Source organism: Streptosporangium sp. NBC_01810, from assembly GCF_035917355.1.
Taxonomy (GTDB): domain Bacteria; phylum Actinomycetota; class Actinomycetes; order Streptosporangiales; family Streptosporangiaceae; genus Streptosporangium.
The window spans coordinates 5,459,959-5,482,117 of sequence record NZ_CP109070.1 but is presented as its reverse complement, the minus strand read 5'-3'; the positions used below and the strand labels follow the sequence as shown (position 1 = coordinate 5,482,117).

The window sequence follows — 22,159 nt, the reverse complement described above, 5'->3', positions numbered from 1 at the left end:
CACCTTCTAGAATATGGTTCTGGCATTGAATCGCGTCTGGAGGCTGTAATGGCGATCGGATTGAGCGAGGAGCACGAGGCGCTCCGGGAATCGGTGACCGGGTGGGCGGAGCGCAACATCCCGTCCGAGGTCGTGCGCGCCATCATCGCGGCAGAGGGCGAGGAGCGCCCCGGCTTCTGGTCGGGACTGGCCGACCAGGGCCTGCTCGGCCTGCACATTCCCGAGGAGCACGGCGGCAGCGGCTACGGCCTGCTGGAGACCGCCGTCGCCGTCGAGGCCCTCGGCGAGCGCGTCGCCCCGGGTCCCTACGTTCCCACGGTGCTCGCCAGTGCCGCGATCCTCGCCTCCGACGGCAAGGCCCACGCCGAGCTCCTGCCCGGCCTCGCCGACGGCACGCTGACCGGCGCGGTCGCGCTGACCGCCTCGATCACCGGCACCCACGGCGAGGACGGCGCCCTGACGATCGGCGGCGCCGCCGATCTGGTGCTGGGCGGCGCACTGGCCGACGTCCTGGTGCTCCCGGTGAGCACGGACCGCGGCGAGGAGTGGGTCGCGGTGGACGCCTCCGCGGCGACCGTGACGCCGGTCGGCTCGCTCGACATCACCCGGGGCGTGGCCAAGGTCGAGCTGGACGCGGTCACCGTACCGGCCGGGCGGGTCCTCGACGGGCTGCAGGGCCCCGAGGTGCTCAACCTGGCCGCGATCCTGCTCGGGGCCGAGGCCGCGGGCGTCGCGTCGTGGTGCGTGACCGCCGCCGCGGAGTACGCCAAGGTCCGCGTGCAGTTCGGCCGCCCGATCGGGCAGTTCCAGGGTGTCAAGCACAAGGCCGCCCGGATGCTCGTCGCCTTGGAGCAGGCCCGCGCGACGGTGTGGGATGCCGCCCGCGCCGCGGACGGCGGCGTCTCGGCGGACGAACCGGCCTACGCCACCGCGATCGCGGGCGTGATGGCCCCCGACGCGGCGGTGCTCTGCGCCAAGGACGCCGTGCAGATCTTCGGCGGCATCGGCTACACCTACGAGCACGACGCCCACCTGTACTACCGCCGCGCGCTGACCCTGCGCGCCCTGCTCGGCCCCTCCAGCGAGTGGGCCGAGTCGGTCGCCGAGCTGGCGCTGAACGGTGTGAGCAGGGAGCTGGAGATCGAGCTGCCGGAGGAGGCCGCCGAGCTGCGCGAGAGCATCCGGGCCGAGGTCGCCGCCTTCGCCGCGCTGGAGGGCGAGGAGCAGAAGCGGGCGCTGGCCAAGGCCGGCTACGTCATGCCGCACCTGGCCAGGCCGTGGGGCCGCGACGCCAAGCCGCTGGAGCAGGTTCTCATCTTCCAGGAGCTCAAGGCCGCCGGGGTCAAGCTACCCCAGATGATCATCGGTGCCTGGGTGGTGCCGTCGATCGTCGCGTACGGCACCCCCGAGCAGCAGGAGAGCTTCCTGCTCCCCACGCTGAGCGGCGAGATGATCTGGTGCCAGCTCTTCTCCGAGCCCGGCGCCGGCTCCGACCTCGCGTCCCTGCAGATGAAGGCCGAGAAGGTCGAGGGCGGCTGGCGGCTCAACGGCCAGAAGATCTGGACCTCCGTGGCGCACGTCGCCGAGTGGGGCATCTGCATCGCCCGCAACTCCTCGGCGGGTTCCAAGCACGAGGGCATCACCTACTTCATCGTCGACATGAAGGCCGCCGGCGTCACGGTCAGGCCGCTCACCGAGATGACCGGTGAGAACCTGTTCAACGAGGTCTTCCTCGACGACGTGTTCGTTCCGGACGAGATGGTCGTCGGCGAGGTGGGCCAGGGCTGGAAGGTGGCGAGGAACACCCTGTCCAACGAGCGGGTCTCGCTCTCGGGTGGCTCGGGCGGCACCGGCGCGTCCGTTCCCGACCTGCTCGGCCTGGTCGGACGTCTCGGCCGGGAACTGACCGCCGCCGAGCGACAGGAGCTGGCGCGGGTCGTCTGCGAGGGGCACTCGATCGCCGCCCTCGGCCTGCGGGTGACCCTGAAGCAGCTGACCGGCGCCGAGCCCGGCGCCGACGCCTCGGTCCGCAAGCTGCTGTCCACCTCGCACGCCCAGCACGTCTCGGAGTGCGCGGTCTCGCTGCTCGGCTCCTCGGCCGTCGTCGCCGCGGACATGAAGCTCGGCGACGCCGGTTACTGGAACCGCGCCGTGCTCGCCACCCGCGCCATGACGATCTACGGCGGTACCACGGAGGTGCAGCTCAACATCATCGGTGAGCGCATGCTCGGCCTGCCCCGCGATCCGGAACCGGGCAAGTAGTCCGCGGCTCAACATCATCGGTGAGTGCATGCTCGGCTGCCCGGCGATCCGGAACCGGGCAAGTAGTCCGTGACTCCGGATATATGCATGTATATCCGGAGCAAGCACATAAAGTCGGTCAGCATGGGCGGCGACTGGGGCGAGACAGCGAAGCGGTTCGCGCCCGCCCTGCTCGGGCTGCTGTTCGGGCTGCTCGCTCTCGGTCCCGCGCTGGGGCCGGGATTCGTGCTCAGGTACGACATGGTGTTCGTGCCCGATCCGCCGCCGGTCCTTCCCGGGGAGGGGTTTCCCCGGGCGGTGCCCAGTGACCTGGTGGTCGCGTTCCTTTCCTGGATCGTCCCCGAGCAGGTGGTCCAGAAGGTCGTCCTGCTGGGAATCTTCGTGCTGGCCGCGTCCGGCGCGGCCACGCTGGTGCCCTCGGGGAAGCTGGGGCCCCGCCTGGCGGCGGCGGCCTTCTACACCTGGAACGCCTACCTCGCCCAGCGGCTCCTGCTCGGCCAGTGGGCACTGTTGCTGGGGGTCGCGGGGCTGCCCTGGGCGGTGCGCGCGGTGGCGCTCGGCGGGCGGTCGCGGCTGGTCGCCGCGCTGCTCCCGGCGGCGGTGGGCGGGTTCCAGGCGATGTTGGTCGCCGCGCCCGCCCTGCTCGCGACGGCGGCGACCGCGCCGGGGGCGACCGCGTCGGTGGCGGCCGGGGGAACGCCCGCGTCGGTGGTGACCGGGGGAACGCCCGCGCCGGGGGCCGGCGCGACCTCCGCCAGGAGGGTGCGGGTCCGGCGGGTGGTGGAGGTCGCGCTGGTCATGGCGGTGCTGAGCCTGCCGTGGCTGGTGCCCGCGCTGAGTAGCCGGGCCGTGACCGATCCGGCCGGGGCCTGGGCGTTCGCGGCCCGGGCCGACGGTCCACTGGGTACGGTCGGCAGCCTGCTCTCGCTCGGCGGGATCTGGAACGCCCACGCCGTCCTGCCGGGCCAGGAGACCTGGTGGTCGGCGATCGTACGACTGGTGCTCGCCGCGGTCGCCGTCTGGGGGTTCTTTCGCCTCTCCGGCTCGCCGGCGCCCCACGGTGCCGGGGCGGCGAAGTCGTACCGGGCGGGGCTGGCGGTGGCGGCGGTGGCCGGGTTGGCGGTGGCGCTGGCGGGAGCCTTCGCGCCCGGCGCGCTGGGCGGCCTGATCGGCTGGTGGCCCGGGTTCGGGCCGCTCCGCGACGGGCAGCTGTACCTTGCCCCGTTCGTCCTGCTGCAGGCGGTGGGCCTGGCCGCGGTCGTCGCGCGCTGGAACTCGCGCGCCGTCGCAGCCGTCGCGGTGGCCGTCCCGATCCTGGTCCTGCCCACCTTCGCCCTCGGCGTGTTCGGCAGGCTGTCGGCGGTGGACTACCCGGACGAGTGGCGGGAGGTCCAGGCGATCGTGAACGCCGACCCCGCGCCGGGGGCGCTGCTGTCGCTGCCGTGGGGGGCGCACCGGGCGTTCGGCTGGAACGGCCATCGGGTGATCCTCGATCCCGCGACCAAGATGTTCCGGCGCCGGGTGCTCTGGAACGACGCGCTGCTGGTGGGGCTGCCCGGAGGTGGCAGGCTGCGGGTCGGGGCGGAGAGTCCGGCGTCCGCCGCGGTGGAGGCGGCGCTGGGCGCCGAGCCGGGTGGGCGAATGGTGGCGCTAGCAGGGTTAAATATCCGTTATGTTCTTATTTATGGGGGTGGCAACTCATTTCACATCCCAGGGGGCGGTGACCCGTTCCACGGTTCGACGACTGTCTTCCAGGGGCACGAACTCCGACTCCTGCGCCTCGAAGCACCCGCCTGAGCTGGGCATACCCTCAACTCTTCGCGCTACCCGGCGGTAACCTTATCCGTCACATTTTTCCCAAAACTATGGATTATGAGGTGAATCGCGTCCTACTCTCGGCACACTGTCCGAATTCTGGAGGGAGAGCTCAGTGTTACGAGTGATCGCAGCCCTGGCCGTTGGTGCGGTGCTTGCGGTAGGTGCCTCCGTGGCAATGGTGAACGTGGCCGCGCCCACGCCGGAGCCGCCCAACAGGCCTCTGTACAACTACGGCGACAGGTGATCCGGGGGGCCGGGTAAGGGCCCCTCGGACACGGTTTTTCCCAGCCACTCAGGCTGAACGTCATTGGGAGACAAGGGGGTGTGGCTCTGCCATGCCCCGAGTCGGGCGCGTGCCGCCGCAGAGGACCGAGGAGACAATGTGGCCGACACCGTGGCCTTTTCCGGCGGGGACGTGAACGCCGGATCCCGTCTGTTCGACCCGTCGTGGCCCAACCTGAGCGTGGAGGTCATCGAGACCCCCGAGGCGTCCCTGCGCGGAGTCCGGGTGGCGGTGCTGAACTTTCGCGAGCCACAGCAGTCGGCGGCCGGCGGTGCCGAGGAATACGCCTGGCAGGTCAGCCGCCACCTGATCGCGCAGGGGGCCTCGGTCCACTTCGTGACCGGCCGCGAGCCCGGCCAGGCCGGAGCCGAGCGGCGCAACGGTGTCGAGCTGCGCAGGATGGGCAACCGCTACCTCGTCTACCTGCTCGTACCGCTCTGGCTGCTGCTGCACCGCCGCCGCTTCGACGTGGTCATCGACTCGATGAACGGCATCCCGTTCTTCTCCCCCCTCGTGGTGCGGCGCCGTACCACGGTGCTCTGCCTGGTGCACCACGTGCACGACCGGCAGTTCCACGCCTTCCTGCCCTCCTGGCTGGCCAGGATCGGCTGCTTCATCGAGGGGCCCGTGGCCCGGCTGCTCTACCGCCGCCGCACCACGATCACGGTTTCCGAGTCGTCCAGGACGGACCTCCGTACCAGGCTGCGCTGGCTGGCCCCGATCCAGGTCGTCCCCAACGGCAGCTCGGTGGCCCGCTCGGCCGCGCGGCACACCCTGCCCGGCGACCCCGCCTTGGTCTACCTGGGCCGGTTGGTCGGCCACAAACGGGTCGACCGCGTCGTCGGCCTGGCGGCCGAGCTGGCCGAGAGCCGTCCGGACCTGCGCGTACACGTGGTGGGCCGCGGGCCGGAGACCGACGCCCTGCTGGCGACGGCGGCCGAGCTGGGCGTCGCCGACCGCGTGCATCTGCACGGATTCCTCAGCGAATCGGGCAAGAACGCCGTGCTCGGCTCAGCCCTGCTGAACGTGACCGCCTCGGAGTTCGAGGGCTGGGGTCTCACCGTGATCGAGGCGGCCGCCTTCGGCGTGCCCACGGTCGCCTACGACGTCGCCGGGCTACGTGACTCGATCAAGGACGGCGTGACCGGCTGGCTGGTCCGTGACGGTGAGACGCTCGCGGACGCGGTGGACCGGGCGATCGAGGAGCTGGCCGACCCCGTGCGGCGCACGGCGATCCAGCAGGCCTGCCGGACCTGGGCAGGTGAGTTCACCTGGGGAAGAACTGGCGCTACTATGACCAGACTTATCGCCACAGAGCTCCCCGCAGCAGTCCGTCGACAGCAGCCTGTGAGCGCCGTGAGCTCGCCGGTCCGGACCTCCGACCTCCATCTCGCCATGGGTGAGACCGACCCCATTTGAGCACCGCATTGACCCCTGACAGCACGGAAGGCGGGTCCGCCCGGCTACGGCACCGGCTGCATCTGCTGGCCGGCTGCCTCCTGCTCGGGGCAATCGCGTTCAACACCTCGCCCGGCCAGGTCATCTCCGAGACCAAGCTCGACATGGCGCTCAACCCCCTCGGCTTCCTCGCCCGGGCGATGCACCTGTGGGACGGCGCGTTCTTCGGCCACCTGCAGAATCAGGCGTACGGCTACCTGTTCCCGATGGGCCCGTTCTACGCGCTCTTCGAGGCGCTGGACATGCCCCCCTGGAACATCCAGCGACTGTGGATGACCCTGGTGCTGTGCGCCGCGTTCGTCGGCGTCGAGCGGGTGGCCCGCGCGATGGACATCGGCACCCCCGCCACCCGCGTCCTGGCCGGGCTCGCCTACGCCCTGGCACCGCACGCCGTCGCGCTGATCGGGATCAACTCCTCGGAGTTCCAGCCGAGCGCGGTGCTGCCCTGGATCCTGCTGCCGCTCGTGCACGGCGCCAGGCAGCGGGCGAGCCCGCGCAGGGCGGCGGCCCTGTCGGCGCTGGCCCTCCTGTTCGCCGGCGGGATCAACGCCGTGGCCGTGCTCGCCGTGCTCGTCGTGCCGCTGCTGTACCTGCTGACCCGGAAGCGCGGACCCCGCATGAGGCACCTGCTGCTGTGGTGGCTGGGCTGCGTGGGCGCGGTGTCGATGTGGTGGCTGCTGCCCCTGCTGGTGATGGGCCGCTACATCTTCTCCTTCCTGCCCTTCATCGAGACCGCCTCCGCCACCACGTACGTCACCTCGCTGATCAATGTCCTGCGCGGCACCTCGGGCTGGCTCTCGTTCCTGCCCGTCGACGGGGAGGCGTTCCTGCCCGCGGCGTTCGAGCAGGCGACATCTCCCGCGCTGATCGCGCTGACCGCGCTGGTCGCCGGGCTCGGCCTCGCCGGGATCGCCGCCCGCGCCACCCCGGAGCGGGCGTTCCTCACGATCAGCCTGCTGGCCGGGGTCGTGATCGTCTCCGCCGGGCACACCGACGTGCTCGCCCACCCGTGGACCGAGCAGGTGAGGGCGCTGTTCGACGGTCCCCTCGCGGCCTTCCGCAACCTGCACAAATTCGACGCGCTGCTGCGGCTACCGCTCGCCCTCGGCCTGGCCGCCCTGCCACTGGCCGCTCCCGTGCGGCTGCGCAGACCCGTCCTCGCGGCGTCCGCGGTCCTCGTCGCGCTCAGCGCGCTGCCCGTCGCCACCGCGGGAACGACCCCCGCCGGCGCTTTCGACGAGGTGCCCTCCTACTGGCGGGACGCCGCGACCTGGCTGAACCGGAACACCGGGGACGGCATGGTGCTGGCCGCGCCCGGATCGCGCCGGGGCGAATACCTGTGGGGCCGCCCGATGGACGAGCCCATGCAGTCGCTGCTGACCGTGCGCTGGGCCACCCACACCAACGTGCCCTGGGGGTCGCCGGGGCTGGCCCGCCTGATCCAGGCGGTGGACGAGCGCTTCGCCACCGGCCGGGGCTCGCCGGGTCTCACCTCGGCGCTGCGCCGGATCGGGGTCACCTACCTGCTCGTCCGCAACGACCTGGCGAGGGAGAGCCTGGGCACGGCCTGGCCGGCGCGGGTCCACGAGACCATCGCCGAGTCCACCGGCCTGGAACGGGTCGCCGCCTTCGGCCCGGAGATCGGGACCAGGGCCAGCACGACGGCCGCCGGCTGGTTCGAGCAGCCCTACCAGGCTCTGGAGGTCTACGCGGTCCCCGACCCCGCGCCGCTCGTCGCCACGGTGCCCCGCGAGGGGGTCCTCCGGGTGACCGGGGCACCGGAGGCGGCGCTGGCCCTCGCGGAGGAGGGCCTGCTCGACGACGACCGGCCGATGGTGGTCGGCGACGAGTCCGGAGCGGGCGCGACGTCTCCGGAGAACACCGTGGTGACCGACACGCTGCGCCGCCGCGAGATCGTCTTCGGCGACCTGCGCCGCATCGGCACCGCCACGCTCACCGAGGAGCAGTCGCCGGAACGCGACGGGGAGAGCGACCTCACCGACCCCGCCTGGACCGCCGCCACCGCGACCGCCCGCTACTCCGGCATCCTTGACGTGCGGGCCTCCTCCGCCGAGTCACAGATCGGGGCCGGTGACCGGCGCGACCCGGGACGGCAGCCGTACGCGGCGCTGGACGCCGACCCGCGCACCGGATGGCGCTCCGACGGCTGGAACGGAGCCGTCGGGGAGTGGCTGGAGGTGCGCCTCGCCGAGCCCGTCGACATGCCGAAGATCACTGTCGCGTTCGAGCAGGGGACGCTCGGGCCCGCCGTGGCGGAGGTCGCCCTGGAGACCGACGCGGGAACGCGGCTGGTACCGGTCGCGGACTCGGCGGAACCGCAGCTGCTGAACCCGCCGGCCGGCAAGACCTCCCGGCTGCGGATCCGGGTCACCAAGCTGGTCTCAGAGCCCGCGTCGCGGGTCGGCACCCGGGTCGGCATCACCGAGGTCGCGATTCCCGGTGTGCGGGCGACACGCAGCATCGTCGTTCCCGCCGACGGTGAGCGGGATCCCGACACGGTGCTGCTGACCCGCCAGGGGACCGCGTCGCCGTGCATGCACGGCTCGGCGACCTGGACCTGCTCGCCGTCCCTGGAGATCACCGGCGAGGACGGCTCCGGCTTCGACCGCATCTTCACGGTCCAGAGCGCGGGGGAACGCGTCGTCACCGGCAGGACCGTGCTCACCGACCCCGCCTCCGCCCAGCTGCTCACCACCATCCCGGGCGCCTACCCCCAGGTGAGCGCCTCCTCCACGCTGGTCGACCATCCGGCCGTGCTCGGCCGCGCGGCCATGGACGGCGATCTGGACACGGCCTGGTACGCCCAGACCTTCGACCGCCACCCGACGCTGACCGTCAAGCTCGGCAAGAAGACCACGATCTCGCAGATCATGGTCCTCTTTCCCGACTCCTTCGTGGGGCAGCCGCCGATCAAGGTGAGCGTGCGTGGCGGCGGCCGTACCGCGCAGGGCTGGGTAGGCGCCAACGGGCGCGTCTCCTTCGCGCCGATCCGCACGGACCGCCTGGAGATCGGCTTCACCGCCCCGGCGTCCCGGCCGATCGAGGTCTCGGAGATCACCATCCCGAGAGTGAAACCGTTCGGCTCGCTGAGGCCGTTCCCGCTGAGGCTGCCCTGCGGCTACGGTCCCACGCTCACCGTGAACGGCAACCCGGTGGCCACCCAGATCGTCAGCGGCACGCTGGACGACGTGGTCAACGGCCGCCCGCTCGGCTACCGGGCCTGCGAGCCGGTCGAGCCGGGCGCAGGGGAGGTGCGGATCAGCGCGTCCCCCGGCGACGCCTTCAGGATCGAGTCGATGGTCGTGCGGACGTCCGCAGCCGATGCCCGGCGCGCGATCACGGCCACGCCCGCCACCGCGCAGGCATGGGGGCAGGAGGAGCGCCGGGTGCGGGTCTCCACCACGGGCCCCTCCTACCTGGTGGTCAACGAGAACCACAACGTCGGCTGGCAGGCCTCCCTCGGCGGCAGGCGGCTGACACCGGTCAGGCTGGACGGCTGGCGGCAGGCGTGGGAACTTCCTGCCGGCCAGGGCGTCGTGACCATGCGCTACGAGCCCGACTCCGCCTACCGTATGGCGCTGGTCGGCGGCTGGACGCTGGTGCTGCCGGTGGCGGCGTTGGCGCTCATCCGTTCCGCCTGGCCGGCCAAGTCGCGGGGGGCGAGGCCCGCCGTGATCCGGGCGGCCTGGGTCTGGCCGCTCGTCCCGCTCCTCGGCCTGTGGACCGGAGGCTTCGCGGGGATGGCGATCATCACCGGGGCGACGGCCCTGTTCGCCTGGCTGGAGGCGGTGGCCCAGGCCAGGCACGCCCGTCTCGGCGTGCTCCCCGGGCTGGCGGGCGCGGCGGCCACCCCCTGGGCGCTCGTCGTGCCGATCGGCCTGGCAGGTCTCGCGCTCGCCGCCGGCACCCGGTACGGCGGCCTCGACGCGACCGAGGTGTTCACCGGGCCGCTGACCGGTGTCGTGCCGCAGGTGCTCTGCCTGCTGGTGCTCGCCTGGCTGGCGGCCGCGCTTCCCGGTCGCGCTCCGGCCGAGGTGGCCGGTCGCGCTCCGGCCGAGGCGCCCGCGCCGCCGCGCCGCGCGTCGGCCCGGCGGCCGGCACCCGAGTCCGAATCGACGGTGGTGGGCCGGTGACCCGGGCCAGGATCCCCCGGGCGGTGTTCACGGGCGCGGGCGCCTTCCTTCTCACGCTCGCCGCGCTGCTCCGCTTCTACGTCTACGAGAGCGTGCTGGTCCTGCCACTGGAGCAGGGCAGGACCTACCGGATGGTCGCGCTGGACGCCGACTACTTCGACATGGGCACGCTGACCTCGCACACGGGTGTCCCGCTGGTGTCCACCACGACGTTGAGCGGGGACGCCGGAGCCGGGACCGCGGACACGGCGGTGTGGGTGGAGTTCACCTCATTAACGACCTCCGCCGGGGACAGGATCGACTATCACGAGCGTCGGACCGCCTTCGACCGCCGTACCGGGATGGTCGTCGACTGCTGCGAGACCTACGTCGACGAGGACCCCGACGCCCGGCAGTCGGGCCTGGCCTTCCGCCTGCCGTTCCGCGCCGAGCCGCGCTCGTACCCGATGTACGACACGACGCTCCGGCTGGCCGTCCCGCTCCGCTACGAGCGCCAGGAGCAGATCAACGGTCTGCGGACCTACCGCTACACCTACACGGCCGGCCCAGTGAAGATCGAGGACTTCCCCGAGCAGTTCCCCGGCAAGGTGCTGGGCCTGCCCGGCTGGCGGGCCATCGGCGTCTCCCGCTACGCCCAGGTGACCCGCACGCTCTGGGTCGAGCCGGAGAGCGGCCTGACCGTGAAGGTGAGGGAACGGCACCGCCAGGGCCTGCGCACCCCCGACGGCATCGAGCGCAAGAAGAGCCTCAGGGCCGACCTGGTGATGTCCGATGAGGACGTCGCCGCCCGGGTCTCCGACGTCCGTGCCTTCACCCGCTGGGTCCTCGTCGTCCGCGATCTGCTGCCCGGGGTCTTCCTCGCCGCCGGTCTGGCGCTGGTCTTCTGGGGCCTGCGTCCTCGAAGACCTCCCCGGGCTCCGGAGCCCGTCGGTGCCGCTCCGGAGCGTGAGCACGGATGAGCGGCGCCCAGGTGGCGGCCTGGGACGGCGGCTGCCTCCCGCTGAGCGACCGCACCGCCGTCGCCGACCTGCCCGCCGGGTACGAGGGGAACATCTTCCACATCGACTACCGGGTGCCGAGGGACACGCGCGCGACGGTGCTCGGGGACGGGCGGCGGGCCGAGGTCCCGCTCAGGGCCGGCCGGGACCGGGTCTACCTGCCGGCCGCGGCGGCATCGGGGCCAGGGCGGATCTCGGTCCAGGACGACGGGGTCTGCCTGCGCGCGGTGGTGCTCGGCATGGCGGTACCGGAGGAGGCGGTCAGTGGCGGCGCAGGATGAGCAGCAGGTTCCAGCTCACGATCTCGCGCAGCCCGGGAACGTGGATCACCGGGGTCGCCCAGCGCGGGTGGTAGCGGGGCAGGGCGTCCAGGACCGTGGCGTCCGGCTGCCGCCTGGCCCAGCGCAGCGCCGCGCCGACCGAGACGGGATAGAGGCCGGCGCCGTAGACGTTCTTGGGCGGTCTGCCGTACCTGCGGGTGTAGCGTTCGGCGGCGCGGTGGCCGCCGAGGTAGTGCCAGGGCGAGGTCTCGTGGCCGCCCCAGGGCGAGAGCCAGTTGGTGAAGGACAGGTAGATCACACCGCCGGGGCGGGTCACCCGGACCATCTCGTCGGCCATCCGCCACGGTTCCGGCACGTGCTCCAGCACGTTGGAGGAGAAGCAGACATCCACCGAGCCGGTCGCCAGCGGCAGGTCGAGCGCGCTGCCCAGCACCGCGCCCTCCGGAGCGGCGCCCTGGCGGGCCGTCATCTCGCCCGCGTCGCAGTCCACGCAGACCGGCCGGGCGCCCACGGACCGCAGCACGTCCGTGAAGTAGCCGGGGCCGCCACCGACGTCGGCGACGAGCGCGCCGTCCAGTTCGGTGTAGGAGGCGAGCTGGGCCACCGTGTCCCGGGCCAGCATGCCGTAGAAGAAGTCCGGATCGCTCTGCTCCTTGCGGAAGCCGCCGAGCAGGGCGATGGACCGGCCCAGGGTGGCACGGAACGGTGCCCGGGAGGTCTCCAATGCTGCTCCTCCACGGAGTAGAACGAACCAGGTGGAGCGGAGCATAACACCGCGTTGCCAGCGAACTTTTCACACTCGTAGGCTGTTTTGCCGGAACACGGGGAGCTAGAAGGGGGAGGGCCGGTGGAGGCCGCGGAGACGGAACGCCCGGAGCGGCCGGAGCCGTCGGCGCTGCGGATCGTGCTGCCCGGCTGGCCGGCGGCCCTCCGCAGCCCGGTGCTGCTCGGCGCCGCCCTGCTCATCGTGGTGTCGCTCGTGCTGCGGGTGCTGATCCTGCGCGACTCCTACTTCGTCGAGGACGACCTGCTCTTCGTCGGCGACGCCTACCAGAGCGACCTCACCCTCGACTTCGTGACCCGGGTGCACAAGGGGCACTTCATGCCCGGCGCCCTCGCGCTGACCTGGGTGCTCTCGCGCATCGCGCCCTACGACTGGCTGCTGGTGGCCGGTGTCACGTTCGTCGCGCAGGCGCTGCTCAGCGTGCTGGCGCTCAGGCTGCTGCGGATCCTGTTCGGCACCCGGCCGGCGATCCTGCCGCTGCTGGCCCTGTTCCTGTTCTCCCCGCTGACGATCCCGGCCTTCGGCTGGTGGGCGGCCGCCATCAACGCGGTGCCGCTCCAGCTCGCCCTGGTACTCGCGCTGACCGGCCAGGTCCGTTTCGCTCACGGCGAGGGCGCCCGGTACGGCCGGCACGCGCTGGCGTGGTGCGTGGTCGGCATGGCCTTCAGCACCAAGGGGGTCTTCGTCACCTTCCTGCTCTTCGCCCTGACCACCGCCTTCCTGCGGGAGAGGGAGACGGGCTGGATCTCCTCGATGCTCGGCGAGGTACGGCGGCACTGGCGGCTCTGGTCGGTGCACGTGATGGCGCTCGCCACCTACACGATCGTCTATCTCGCCAGGATGGGAACGGCGCCGGGGGAGGGCGCCTCGGTGCCCGATCCCGGCGTGGCCGCCGACCTGTTCTCGCTCCTGCTGGGCCGGACGTTCCCCAGCGGGGCGATCGGCGGTCCTGTCGACTGGGCGCCGACCCCGACCGGCGGCCTGACCGCCCCCTCCGACGTCCTCGTCGCCGTCTCCTGGGCGGTCCTGGCGGTCCTGCTGGTGATCACCGTCCTCTACCGGCGCCGCGCGCTGCGGGCGTGGCTCGTCCTGGGCGGCTACCTGCTGCTCGCCGACGCGATCCCCACGGTGATCGCCCGGGGCAACTACACGTCGCTGGTGGGCCTGGAGAGCCGTTACGTCGCGGACGCGGTGGTCGTCCTGATGATCTGCCTGGGGCTCGCCCTGCTGCCGGTCAGGGGGGAGAGCGGCGCCTACCGCCACGCGCTGCCCGCGCCGTCCGCGCTCGTCCTAGCCGCGGGGCTGACCTCGAGTGCCTACCTCATGCTGTCGACGATCTCGATCGGCGCCTATCGGGACACCCTCACCGGCGACCGCGTCCGCTCCTACCTCGACACGGCCGCCGCTCAGCTCGCCGCGGCGCCGGACAACGTGGTGATCTATCCGACCACACTCCCCGACGACATCGTGCTCCCGGTCAACGGTGAACGGCGGCTCAGCAGCCACCTGCTCGCCCCGCTGGCCCGCCCGACCGTACGGGTCAGGATGGCGCACCCGGAACCCTCGGAGGACGCCAAGGTCTTCAACCGGGAAGGCAGGCTGGTGCGGATGAGCATCTTCGGCTTCCTGGCCACCAGGGGCGAGGGCGAGCGGTGCATGCGGACCCTGGACGGCACCGCGTTCTTCCCCGACGCGGTCTCCTTCGGCGGGAAGGCCACGGCGGGCGCGCTGGCCTACGTCTCCGACCGGCCGGTCTCGGTGACCGTGCAGGTCGGTGAGGAACGGATCGTGCTCAGCCTGAAGAAGACCTCAGACGGCCTCGTCCACTTCCCGGTGACGGGGGTGGGCAAGGGGATGAACATCGTGATGGACGACCCGACGGCCCCGCTCTGCCTGACCGGCGTCGCACTCGGGGCGCCGGTCGCCGAGGGCGAGCAGCCCTTCTAGCCTCTTGGAGGTCTCTCGGGTCCGGCCACCGTACCGGGTCGGGTCGTACATGTGAGCAGCCCTCCTAGCCCTTGGAGGTCTCCGGGGTCCGCCGTACGGGTTGCAGGTCCGATCCCTCCGCGGGCTCCGGGCGCAGGGGCGGGCGCACGAGGCGGTTGAGACGCTGGGCGGGCTGTTCCACGAACAGGTAGGTCAGGGTGGCCATCACGAGCGTGATGACGGTGATGGGGACCAGGTTGGCCAGGAAGTCGCCGGAGAACTGCTGCTGCTCGGTGAAGCCGTACCACAGGTAGATGGCCGCGAACTGCCAGAGGAAGACGCCGTAGGAGATGCGGCCGAGGAAGCCCATCACCGGGTTGGCGAGCAGGGCCTTCACCGGTGAGTCGCCCGGCGGTGGCAGCGTGGCCGGGACGAGCAGGCACAGGGCCACGATCGCGTAGAGGGCCAGCTCGAACAGGCCCGACCAGACGCCGTCGATGCCGAGGAAGCGGGTTCCGGTCACGGGGGAGGCGGCGACGGCGTACGCCAGGGCGGCGACCAGCCACCACGAGCCGGGGGAGGCCCACACCGCCCGTTCGAAACGCCGGGCGGGGGAGTCGGTGTCCGGGGTGGCGCGGATCCAGGCCAGCACCACGGCCAGCGCCATCCCCACGGCGAAGAAGATCATCGACCGGGGCGGCCAGCTGTTCAGGAAGGGCCGGTACTCCGGATAGTAGGTCAGCAGCGTCCAGGCGAAGGAGAGTGCGATCAGCACGCCCAGGCCCATCAGCAGCCGCCGGGCCCGCCGGTGCACGTCCGCCCCGCCGCGCCGGGCGAAGGCGGCCAGGCCCGCCGCGAGCAGCGGGAGCAGAAGGTAGAAGGCCATCTCGACCGAGAGGCTCCACATCTGGGCCAGGCCCTTGGGCCCCAGGCCGAACCACCAGGGCTCGGTGACGTAGTTCTGGTTGAGGGTCAGGAGCGTCAGCCAGCTCCAGGCGTCGGAGACGTGGTCGCGCGACCAGATGAACATGGTCACCACGACCACCAGCCAGTAGGCGGGCAGGATGCGCACCGCCCGCTTCCACAGGTAGGAACGGGTGTGGACGTCGGGGGTCCCGCACAGTAGCGCGGCCGCGTAGGGGCGGTAGAGCAGCAGCCCGGAGAGCGCGAAGAAGATCGGCACCGCCACGTCGCCGCGGGAGAGCAACGCGCCGCCGAAGCCGTCGCGCAGCGCGGCACCGGACTCGCTCGCGACATGGAAGACGAGCACCGCGAACGAGGCGATGGCCCGCACACCGTCAAGAGTGGCCAGATGTCCGGATATTTTAGGGGGAGGCTGCGGAGAAAGCCGTTCCGATCTAGAACTTGTTTCGGTCACTTTCCGCATCCCTCGGTGGCGTCGATCAGTCGCTGCACTTAACATACTGGTCAGTAGTCTTGTCAATCCACTTATTTCCCCCTAAACCCCCCATGCTGTAATCCCCCAGGAGGGTAGATGCGTCGGGTCGTCGGAGTGACCCTGTTAGCCGTCGGGGCGTTCCTCGTTGTGCTCGCGCCGCTGGTGCGGTTCCAGATCGGCGGCAACCTGATCGCGGCTCCGGCCGCCCAATACGGGATCAGCAAGCTGGAGGCCACCGGGGCGCAGTACTTCAGCGCCAAGGAGCTCAAGGTGATGACCGGCGACCTGACCATCACCGTCACCACCCGCGGGGACGTGTCCCAGTTCCAGGGCGACCGGGTCGTCTGGGACGAGTTCACCGTGGTCAACGACCCGACGAACGATAACCCGAGCTTCTCGTTCGGCCAGCGGCGCAGTGCTTTCAACAAGTACACCGGCGAGGGCATCAACTGCTGCGCGGTGAACATCGACAAGAAGCCCAGCAAGCTTGAGGGACAGATCTACAAGTTCCCCTTCGACGTCGAGAAGAAGACCTACAAGGTCTTCAACTCCGTCGCGGGCGTGGCCTTCGACGCCACCTTCGTCGGCGAGGAGGACGTCAACGGCCTGCCGGCGTACAAGTTCGAGCAGGTGGCCCCGGAGACGAAGACCGAGACCCATGGCATCCCCGCTTCGATCATGGGCGTGAAGGACGCGAAGGGCAAGGACGTGAAGGGCGACGTCCAGGTGGACCGGTTCTACGAGGGCAAGAACACCTACTGGATCGAGCCGGTGACCGGCTCACCGGTCAAGCAGGAGCAGCAGCGCAACGACGTCCTGAGGACCCAGGACGGCGCCCACAGCATCGTCGCCTTCGCGGCGACGGTCAAGATGACCTCCCAGACCGTCGACGAGCTGGTGCGCAACGCCACCGAGGGCAAGAACCAGATCACCCTGCTCAAGGTGACGATCCCGGCGATCCTGGTGCTGCTGGGGCTCGCCCTGCTGGTCACCGGATTCCTCCTGGTCCGCCGGACCGGCCGGGGCTGACGATCGGAATGCGGTGAGCTCCGGTGAACGAGAAAGCGGTGGCCGGGCACACCTCCCCTGACGCTCCGGAACCCACCCTCCCAGGCGCCCGGAGGTTCTCGCCCGTCGCCCTTGCCCGGGCCTGCCGCCCGCGCCAGTGGCTGAAGAACGCCCTGGTGTTCGCGGCCCCGGCGGCGGCCGGCGTACTGGGAACCGCCCAGGGCCTGCTGGGCGCGCTGATCGCCTTCGTGGCGTTCTGCCTGGCCGCCGGCGGCACCTACCTGCTCAACGACGCCGCCGACGTCGAGGCCGACCGCCGCCACCCGCGCAAGCGCCACCGCCCCGTCGCGGCGGGCCTGGTCTCGGTACGGCTCGCGTGGACCGTCGGAGTCCTGCTCATCGTGCTCGCCCCGGCGTTCGCCGCGCTGTCGGGTGACTGGCGGCTGCCGGCCGTCGTCGTCGGATACCTGGCGCTGACCTTCGCCTACACCTACTGGCTCAAGCACGAGGTGGTGGTGGACCTGGTCGCGGTCGCGGGCTGCCACGTGATCCGCGCCTTCGGCGGGGCGGTCGCCGTGGATGTGCCGGTGACGAGCTGGTTCCTTGTGGTGATCTCGCTCGGCTCGCTCCAGCTCGTGGCGGGCAAACGGGAGGCCGAGCTGCGCGCCTCCGCCGGCGGCAACTCCACCCGCGCCATCCTGGCCGCCTACACCCCCGGCTACCTGGCCGGTGTCCGGATGATGTCGTCCGGCGCCATGATCGTGACCTACTGCCTGTGGGCGCTCAACGACCACCCGGGACCGTTCTACGGGATCAGCATCGTGCCCTTCCTGCTCATCGTGCTGCGGCACAATCTGCTGGTGGACCGGGGAGTGGGGGAGGAGCCGGAGGAGCTCGCCCTGCGCGACCGGCCCACCCAGGTGTTCGTCGCGCTCCTGCTCGTCTCGCTCGCCCTCGGGATCTACCCGCCTTGACCCCCTCTCCAGCGCCGAAGCCCGAGGTCTCCATGCCCAAGGAGATTCGATGACCTTCCTGACCGGCTGGGGCCGTACCGCGCCGACCCCCGCGCGCCTGGCCAGGCCCCGCTCCGCCGAGGAGGTCGCCGAGCTGGTGCGGCGGGCGCCGGGCCGGGGCGTCGCGGTCCGGGGACTCGGCCGCTCCTACGGCGACGCCGCGCAGAACTCCGGCGGTCTGGTCCTCGACTGCACCGCGCTGACCTCGTGGTCCCTGGACGAGACAACCGGCCTGGTCGTCGCCGCCGCCGGGCTGAGCCTGCACGACCTGATGGGCGCCCTGGTGCCCCTGGGCTGGTTCGTCCCGGTCACCCCGGGCACCAGGCACGTGACGGTCGGCGGGGCCGTGGCGGCGGACGTGCACGGCAAGAACCACCACGCCGACTCCTCCTTCGGCGCCCACCTGCGCTCCCTGACCCTCGTCACGGCCGACGGCGCCGGCCGTACGCTGACCCCGGGCGACGACCTGTTCTGGGCCACGGTCGGCGGGATGGGGCTCACCGGTGTGATCACCGAGGCGGTGTTCCAGTGCCTGCCGATCGAGACCTCCCGGGTGCGGGTGGACGTCGAGCGCACCCGGGACCTGGACCACACGCTGGAGACGATGGCGGCCACCGATCACCGCTACCGCTACACGGTCGCCTGGATCGACCTGCTCGCCTCCGGCGGCCGGATGGGCCGCAGCGTGCTCACCAGGGGAGACCACGCGACCCGCGACGAGCTGCCGCGCGGTGCCGACCCGCTGGCGTTCGCTCCCGGTTTCGCGGTGAAGGCCCCCGGCTGGGCGCCGAACGGCCTGCTCAACCAGGTGACCGTACGGGCCTTCAACGAGGCCTGGTACCGGAGGTCGCGCCCCGGCACCGGTCTCATCCAGGGGCTCGCGCCCTTCTTCCACCCGCTGGACTCGGTGAACGGCTGGAACCGGGTCTACGGCTCGCGCGGTTTCGTCCAGTACCAGTTCCTGGTGCCCTTCGGCGAGGAGGCGACGCTGCGCCGGATCGTCTCGCGGCTGTCGGCCGACGGGGTGGTCTCCTTTCTCACCGTGCTCAAGCGGTTCGGTCCGGGCACGCCGGGGATGCTGTCCTTCCCGGTCCCCGGCTGGACGCTCGCCCTGGACATCCCCGCCGGCCGGCGGGGGCTGGCCGGGCTGCTGCGCGAGTTCGACGGCTGGGTGGCCGGGGCGGGCGGGCGGATCTACCTGGCCAAGGACTCGCGGATGTCGGCCGAGACGATGGCCGCGATGTATCCCCGGCTGGCAGAGTGGCGGGAGGTCCGCGACGAGGTGGATCCGGCCGGGGTGTTCTGCTCGGACCTGGCCAGGAGACTCTCCCTTTGAGCCGCGTTCGTGTGACGTGCCGTGCGACTCGGCCCCCGTGGTGGGCGAGCGGACACGTTCCGGTTCCGGGACGCCGATGAGGAGGTCGGTTCGATGAAGAACGCGCTGGGCGCGGTGGACACCGTGCTGCTGCTGGGCGGGCGCAGCGAGATCGGGCTGGCGATCGTCGAGCGGCTGGTCCGTGACGGTGCCCGCAGGGTCGTGCTCGCCGCCCGTGCCGCCACCGCCGGGCCGCCCCCGGTGATCGGGGCCGCCGAGGTGCACCTGCTGGACTTCGACGCCTCCCGCCCCGAGACGCACGGTGAGGTGATCGAGGCCGCCGCGAAGCTGGTCGGCGACCTGGACGTGGTCATCCCCGCCTTCGGCGTGCTGGGCCGCCAGGACGTCTATGACGCCGACCCGGTGGCCGCCGCCGAGGCGGTCGCGGTCAACTACGGCGGGCACGTGTCCGCCGGGCTCTTCGCCGCGCGGCGGCTGCGCGAGCAGGGCCACGGCACGCTGGTGGTGCTCTCCTCGGTGGCCGGGGTGCGGGTGCGCCGGGCCAACTTCGTGTACGGCTCGGCCAAGGCGGGCCTGGACGGGTTCGCGCAGGGGCTGGGTGACGCCCTGCACGGATCGGGTGCCCGGGTGATGGTGGTCCGGCCTGGTTTCGTGATCGGCAGGATGACCGAGGGCATGTCTCCCGCACCGATGTCGTCCACTCCGGGCCGGGTCGCCGACGCGGTGATCGCCGGGTTGCGCGTCGACGCCGAGGTCGTCTGGGTCCCCGGCAGGCTGCGGGTGTTCTTCGCGGTGATGCGCGTGCTGCCGCGCGCGATCTGGCGCCGGACGCCTCGGTGAAACAGGTTCTTGTTGTAGTTGCTCGACAATACCAACTAAATGTTCTGTACTAGAACGCGTTGCAATTTGCCGGGAGCGGGTCGTACCGTGGGCGCATGCGGACACGTGTCACGGACATGCTCGGGATCGAACTCCCGATATTCGCTTTCAGCCACCGCCGGGACTCAGCCACTGCCGGGACATCGTCGTCGCGCAGGGCACCGAGGCGGGCGGGCACACCGGGGAGATCTCCACGATGGTGCTCATCCCACCTGATCTCCGACGCGCTCCGCCGGATCGGTAGAGGTCGGTGCTCCCCGCGTCATCCGCCGCTGCCGTAGGGGCGGGTGATGATCTCCAGGTTGTGGTGGTTCGGGTCCTCGAAGTAGAGGCCGCGGCCGCCGTCGTGGTGGTTGATCTGCCCGACCTGCCGGTGGAAGGGGTCGGCGTAGTAGGTGATGCCGGCCTGCTGGATCCGTCCGAAGATGACGTCGAACTCCTTCTCGGAGACCAGGAAGGCGTAGTGCTGGGTGGCGATCCGGTCCTCGTGGCTGTCGGCGAAGTCCAGGGTGACGCCGTTGCCGGTCGCCACCGGGATGAAGGGGCCGTAGGGGGCCCCGACCTCAAGGCCCAGGACGCCTGCCAGGAACTCGGCGGACGCCTTCTTGTCGCGGGCCGCCACGATGGTGTGGTTCAACTCAACTGACATGCTGGAATCCTTCCCCGAAGCGGACGAGACGGTCGGCCTCTGAGGCTCCTACCCGGCAGCTGGCGTGGCGAGTCGCGTCCATGGCTCGTCCCTCACTGCCGGGCCGAACCTTCCTGCGGCTTGGGGGCGTGATCGGGGCATCAGAGGACCTCTCCGGCGTCACCTGGCGTAAGAGCAGCCGTACCGGCAACGGCGGCGCCGACTGCGTGGAAGTGGCGATCGTTCCGGCTGATGTAGCGCTGGCCCCGCACAAGACCGATGCCGACGAGTTATATCTGGTGCGCGACTCCAAGAACCCGGACGGCCCGAAGCCGGCCTTCAACGAGCGTGAGTGGCCGGCCTTCATCGGCGGGGTGAAGGACGGTGAGTTCGATCCCACCGTGCTGCGCGACTGACCGGGATTCGGCTGTGGCGGACCGGCTCCACCATCCCGGCTGAGCGGTCGAATTGGCGAAATACCAGCAGATCAGTCTTGGGTTTCGTATCTTCGCGAATTGCGGCTGAGGACCGACCGTCGGTGATCGGGGCGGGCTTCACGCGGCGGGGCTAGGCTCGCCGGGTCAGCTCGTGGACGCCCTTCAGTAGCCGGTCCACGTCGGACTCGTTGGTGTAGGGCGCGATTCCGGCGCGGAGCGCGCCGGTGTCGCCGAGGCCCAGGCGGCGGGAGCACTCCAGCGCGTAGAAGTGGCCGGCGGGCGCGTTGACGCCGCGTTCGGCCAGGGACAGGTAGGCGTCGGCGGGTCTGACGCGGCCGATGGAGAACAGTGTCGTGGGGGTCCGCCTGCGTGAGGCCGCGCCGTACGAGGTCACTCCGCCGATCTCGGCCAGACCCGCGTCGAGCCGCCCGAGCATGGCCTCCTCGTGCCGTTCCAGCGCGGCCATCGAGCGGGTCAGGCGTTCGCGCCGGGTGCCTTCGCCCGGTACGAGACCGGCGAGGAAGTCGACCGTCGCCGTCGTACCGGCGAGCAGCTCGTAGGGGAGGGTGCCCAGCTCGAAGCGTTCCGGTACCGCGTCGCTGGAGGGGAGCAGCTTGTCCGGGCGGAGGGTCTCCAGCAGCGCGGGGTCGGCGGCGAGCACGCCCAGGTGCGGGCCGAGGAACTTGTACGGTGAGCAGGCGTAGAAGTCGGCGCCGAGCCCTCCGAGGTCGACCGGGCCATGCGGGGTCAGGTGCACGCCGTCGACGTAGAGCAGCGCTCCGGCCGCGTGCGTCCGCTCGGCGATCGCCGGGATGTCCGGGCGGGTGCCCAGCAGGTTCGACGCGGCGGTGACGGCCACCAGCCGGGTGCGCTCGGTGAGCAGGCCGGCGATCGTGGTGACGTCCAGCTCACCGCGCTCCGGATCGAAGTCGGCCCAGCGGACGGTGACCCCGTGTGCCTCGGCGGTCTGCACCCAGGGCCGGATGTTCGCGTCATGGTCCAGTCTGGTGACCACGACCTCGTCACCGGGACGCCACCCCTTGGCGAGCGTGCGGGCCATGTCGTAGGTGAGCTGCGTCATGCTCCGGCCGAACACGATGCCGGTCGGCGTGCCGCCGAGCAGGTCGGCCATCGCCCGGCGTGCCTCGACCACGATGCGGTCGGCCCGGCGCTCGGCGACGGTTCCGGCACCGCGGTTGGCGACGGCGGCCCGCAGGGTGCCGGCCACGGCGTCCGCCACCTGCTCGGGAACCTGTGAGCCACCCGGCCCGTCGAAGTGCGCCGCGCCCTCGTCGAGGGCGGGGAAACGCGCCCGTACGGCTGCCACGTCGTATGCCATCAGACCTCCCTGATCGCTGTCGACCACCGGCGCTCTGTCCGGCGGCCCGACAGAAAACGGCCCGGTCGTGCGGTCGTAGCCTATCCAGGCTGGTGTTCCGCGGGTTTCCTGGGTAACCCATGTGGGATCTACGGGCGAGGTCCGTCCTTCCCTTGC

The 22,159-nt window shown here is 71.4% G+C and carries 16 protein-coding genes; 12 read left to right on the top strand and 4 right to left on the bottom strand.

Annotation, left to right across the window (positions count from 1 at the left end; translation table 11 throughout):
• The first annotated feature begins 48 nt into the window (after window positions 1–48).
• The 6 genes from OIE13_RS24240 (at window position 49) to OIE13_RS24215 (ending at window position 11,254) form a co-directional block, all read left to right on the top strand.
• Window positions 49–2,262 carry an acyl-CoA dehydrogenase gene (locus tag OIE13_RS24240; RefSeq protein ID WP_326636254.1) on the top strand — a complete coding sequence of 738 codons (2,214 nt, stop codon included), beginning with the start codon at window positions 49–51 and terminating at the stop codon, window positions 2,260–2,262.
• Window positions 2,263–2,385: 123 nt separating this feature from the next.
• Window positions 2,386–4,059 (top strand): hypothetical protein, encoded by a 1,674-nt coding sequence (locus tag OIE13_RS24235; protein ID WP_326636256.1) that lies wholly within the window; start codon window positions 2,386–2,388, stop codon window positions 4,057–4,059.
• 403 nt (window positions 4,060–4,462) lie between these two features.
• On the top strand, window positions 4,463–5,782 hold the full coding sequence (locus OIE13_RS24230) for a glycosyltransferase family 4 protein (RefSeq protein WP_326636258.1): 1,320 nt from the start codon (window positions 4,463–4,465) through the stop codon (window positions 5,780–5,782).
• Window positions 5,779–9,975 (top strand): alpha-(1->3)-arabinofuranosyltransferase domain-containing protein, encoded by a 4,197-nt coding sequence (locus tag OIE13_RS24225; protein ID WP_326828800.1) that lies wholly within the window; start codon window positions 5,779–5,781, stop codon window positions 9,973–9,975. Before OIE13_RS24230 ends, OIE13_RS24225 begins: the two co-directional genes overlap by 4 nt.
• Window positions 9,972–10,934, top strand: coding sequence for a DUF3068 domain-containing protein (locus OIE13_RS24220; RefSeq protein WP_326636262.1), 963 nt, complete (start codon window positions 9,972–9,974; stop codon window positions 10,932–10,934). Before OIE13_RS24225 ends, OIE13_RS24220 begins: the two co-directional genes overlap by 4 nt.
• Window positions 10,931–11,254, top strand: coding sequence for a hypothetical protein (locus OIE13_RS24215; RefSeq protein ID WP_326636263.1), 324 nt, complete (start codon window positions 10,931–10,933; stop codon window positions 11,252–11,254). The genes OIE13_RS24220 and OIE13_RS24215 overlap by 4 nt, the downstream gene beginning before the upstream one ends.
• On the opposite strand, the gene OIE13_RS24210 is transcribed toward OIE13_RS24215, so the two are convergent.
• Window positions 11,235–12,023, bottom strand: a complete 789-nt coding sequence (locus OIE13_RS24210; RefSeq protein ID WP_442811510.1) for a methyltransferase domain-containing protein — start codon at window positions 12,021–12,023, stop codon at window positions 11,235–11,237. The genes OIE13_RS24215 and OIE13_RS24210 overlap by 20 nt on opposite strands.
• 78 nt (window positions 12,024–12,101) lie before the next feature.
• Here OIE13_RS24210 and OIE13_RS24205 point away from each other — a divergent pair, with 78 nt between their 5' ends.
• Window positions 12,102–13,985: a hypothetical protein gene (locus OIE13_RS24205; RefSeq protein WP_326636266.1), complete on the top strand. Its 1,884-nt coding sequence runs from the start codon at window positions 12,102–12,104 to the stop codon at window positions 13,983–13,985.
• A gap of 64 nt (window positions 13,986–14,049) precedes the next feature.
• Here the strand turns inward: OIE13_RS24205 and OIE13_RS24200 are convergent, their stop codons facing one another.
• Window positions 14,050–15,258 carry an acyltransferase family protein gene (locus OIE13_RS24200; protein ID WP_326636268.1) on the bottom strand — a complete coding sequence of 403 codons (1,209 nt, stop codon included), beginning with the start codon at window positions 15,256–15,258 and terminating at the stop codon, window positions 14,050–14,052.
• Between the two features lie 201 nt (window positions 15,259–15,459).
• On the opposite strand from OIE13_RS24200, the gene OIE13_RS24195 reads away from it, so the two are divergent.
• The 4 genes from OIE13_RS24195 to OIE13_RS24180 all read left to right on the top strand — a co-directional run bounded on the left by OIE13_RS24195 (window position 15,460) and on the right by OIE13_RS24180 (window position 19,560).
• Window positions 15,460–16,392: a DUF3068 domain-containing protein gene (locus OIE13_RS24195; protein ID WP_326636270.1), complete on the top strand. Its 933-nt coding sequence runs from the start codon at window positions 15,460–15,462 to the stop codon at window positions 16,390–16,392.
• A 23-nt stretch (window positions 16,393–16,415) separates the two neighbouring features.
• A complete protein-coding gene (locus tag OIE13_RS24190) occupies window positions 16,416–17,345 on the top strand; it encodes a decaprenyl-phosphate phosphoribosyltransferase (protein ID WP_326828799.1) in 930 nt (309 codons plus the stop codon).
• A gap of 49 nt (window positions 17,346–17,394) precedes the next feature.
• A complete protein-coding gene (locus OIE13_RS24185) occupies window positions 17,395–18,720 on the top strand; it encodes an FAD-binding oxidoreductase (protein ID WP_326636274.1) in 1,326 nt (441 codons plus the stop codon).
• Window positions 18,721–18,813: 93 nt separating this feature from the next.
• Complete coding sequence (locus tag OIE13_RS24180) at window positions 18,814–19,560, top strand: SDR family NAD(P)-dependent oxidoreductase (protein WP_326828798.1); 747 nt, start codon at window positions 18,814–18,816, stop codon at window positions 19,558–19,560.
• 301 nt (window positions 19,561–19,861) lie between these two features.
• On the opposite strand, the gene OIE13_RS24175 is transcribed toward OIE13_RS24180, so the two are convergent.
• Entirely contained in the window at window positions 19,862–20,248 is a 387-nt protein-coding gene (locus OIE13_RS24175; RefSeq protein ID WP_326636278.1) for a VOC family protein, read from the bottom strand.
• A 128-nt stretch (window positions 20,249–20,376) separates the two neighbouring features.
• Here OIE13_RS24175 and OIE13_RS24170 point away from each other — a divergent pair, with 128 nt between their 5' ends.
• On the top strand, window positions 20,377–20,643 hold the full coding sequence (locus OIE13_RS24170) for a DUF397 domain-containing protein (protein ID WP_326636280.1): 267 nt from the start codon (window positions 20,377–20,379) through the stop codon (window positions 20,641–20,643).
• 151 nt (window positions 20,644–20,794) lie between these two features.
• Here the strand turns inward: OIE13_RS24170 and OIE13_RS24165 are convergent, their stop codons facing one another.
• Window positions 20,795–22,003, bottom strand: a complete 1,209-nt coding sequence (locus OIE13_RS24165; RefSeq protein ID WP_326636282.1) for a cysteine desulfurase-like protein — start codon at window positions 22,001–22,003, stop codon at window positions 20,795–20,797.
• Window positions 22,004–22,159: the final 156 nt, after the last annotated feature.

Excerpts from the sequence above, each read along its gene's own strand:
- OIE13_RS24175 (WP_326636278.1), bottom strand. The coding sequence starts at position 20,248 with ATGTCAGTTGAGTTGAACCACACCATCGTGGCGGCCCGCGACAAGAAG.
- OIE13_RS24215 (WP_326636263.1), top strand. The coding sequence starts at position 10,931 with ATGAGCGGCGCCCAGGTGGCGGCCTGGGACGGCGGCTGCCTCCCGCTG.
- OIE13_RS24240 (WP_326636254.1), top strand. The coding sequence starts at position 49 with ATGGCGATCGGATTGAGCGAGGAGCACGAGGCGCTCCGGGAATCGGTG.
- OIE13_RS24185 (WP_326636274.1), top strand. The coding sequence starts at position 17,395 with ATGACCTTCCTGACCGGCTGGGGCCGTACCGCGCCGACCCCCGCGCGC.
- OIE13_RS24165 (WP_326636282.1), bottom strand. The coding sequence starts at position 22,003 with ATGGCATACGACGTGGCAGCCGTACGGGCGCGTTTCCCCGCCCTCGAC.
- OIE13_RS24235 (WP_326636256.1), top strand. The coding sequence starts at position 2,386 with ATGGGCGGCGACTGGGGCGAGACAGCGAAGCGGTTCGCGCCCGCCCTG.
- OIE13_RS24195 (WP_326636270.1), top strand. The coding sequence starts at position 15,460 with ATGCGTCGGGTCGTCGGAGTGACCCTGTTAGCCGTCGGGGCGTTCCTC.
- OIE13_RS24180 (WP_326828798.1), top strand. The coding sequence starts at position 18,814 with ATGAAGAACGCGCTGGGCGCGGTGGACACCGTGCTGCTGCTGGGCGGG.
- OIE13_RS24210 (WP_442811510.1), bottom strand. The coding sequence starts at position 12,023 with ATGCTCCGCTCCACCTGGTTCGTTCTACTCCGTGGAGGAGCAGCATTG.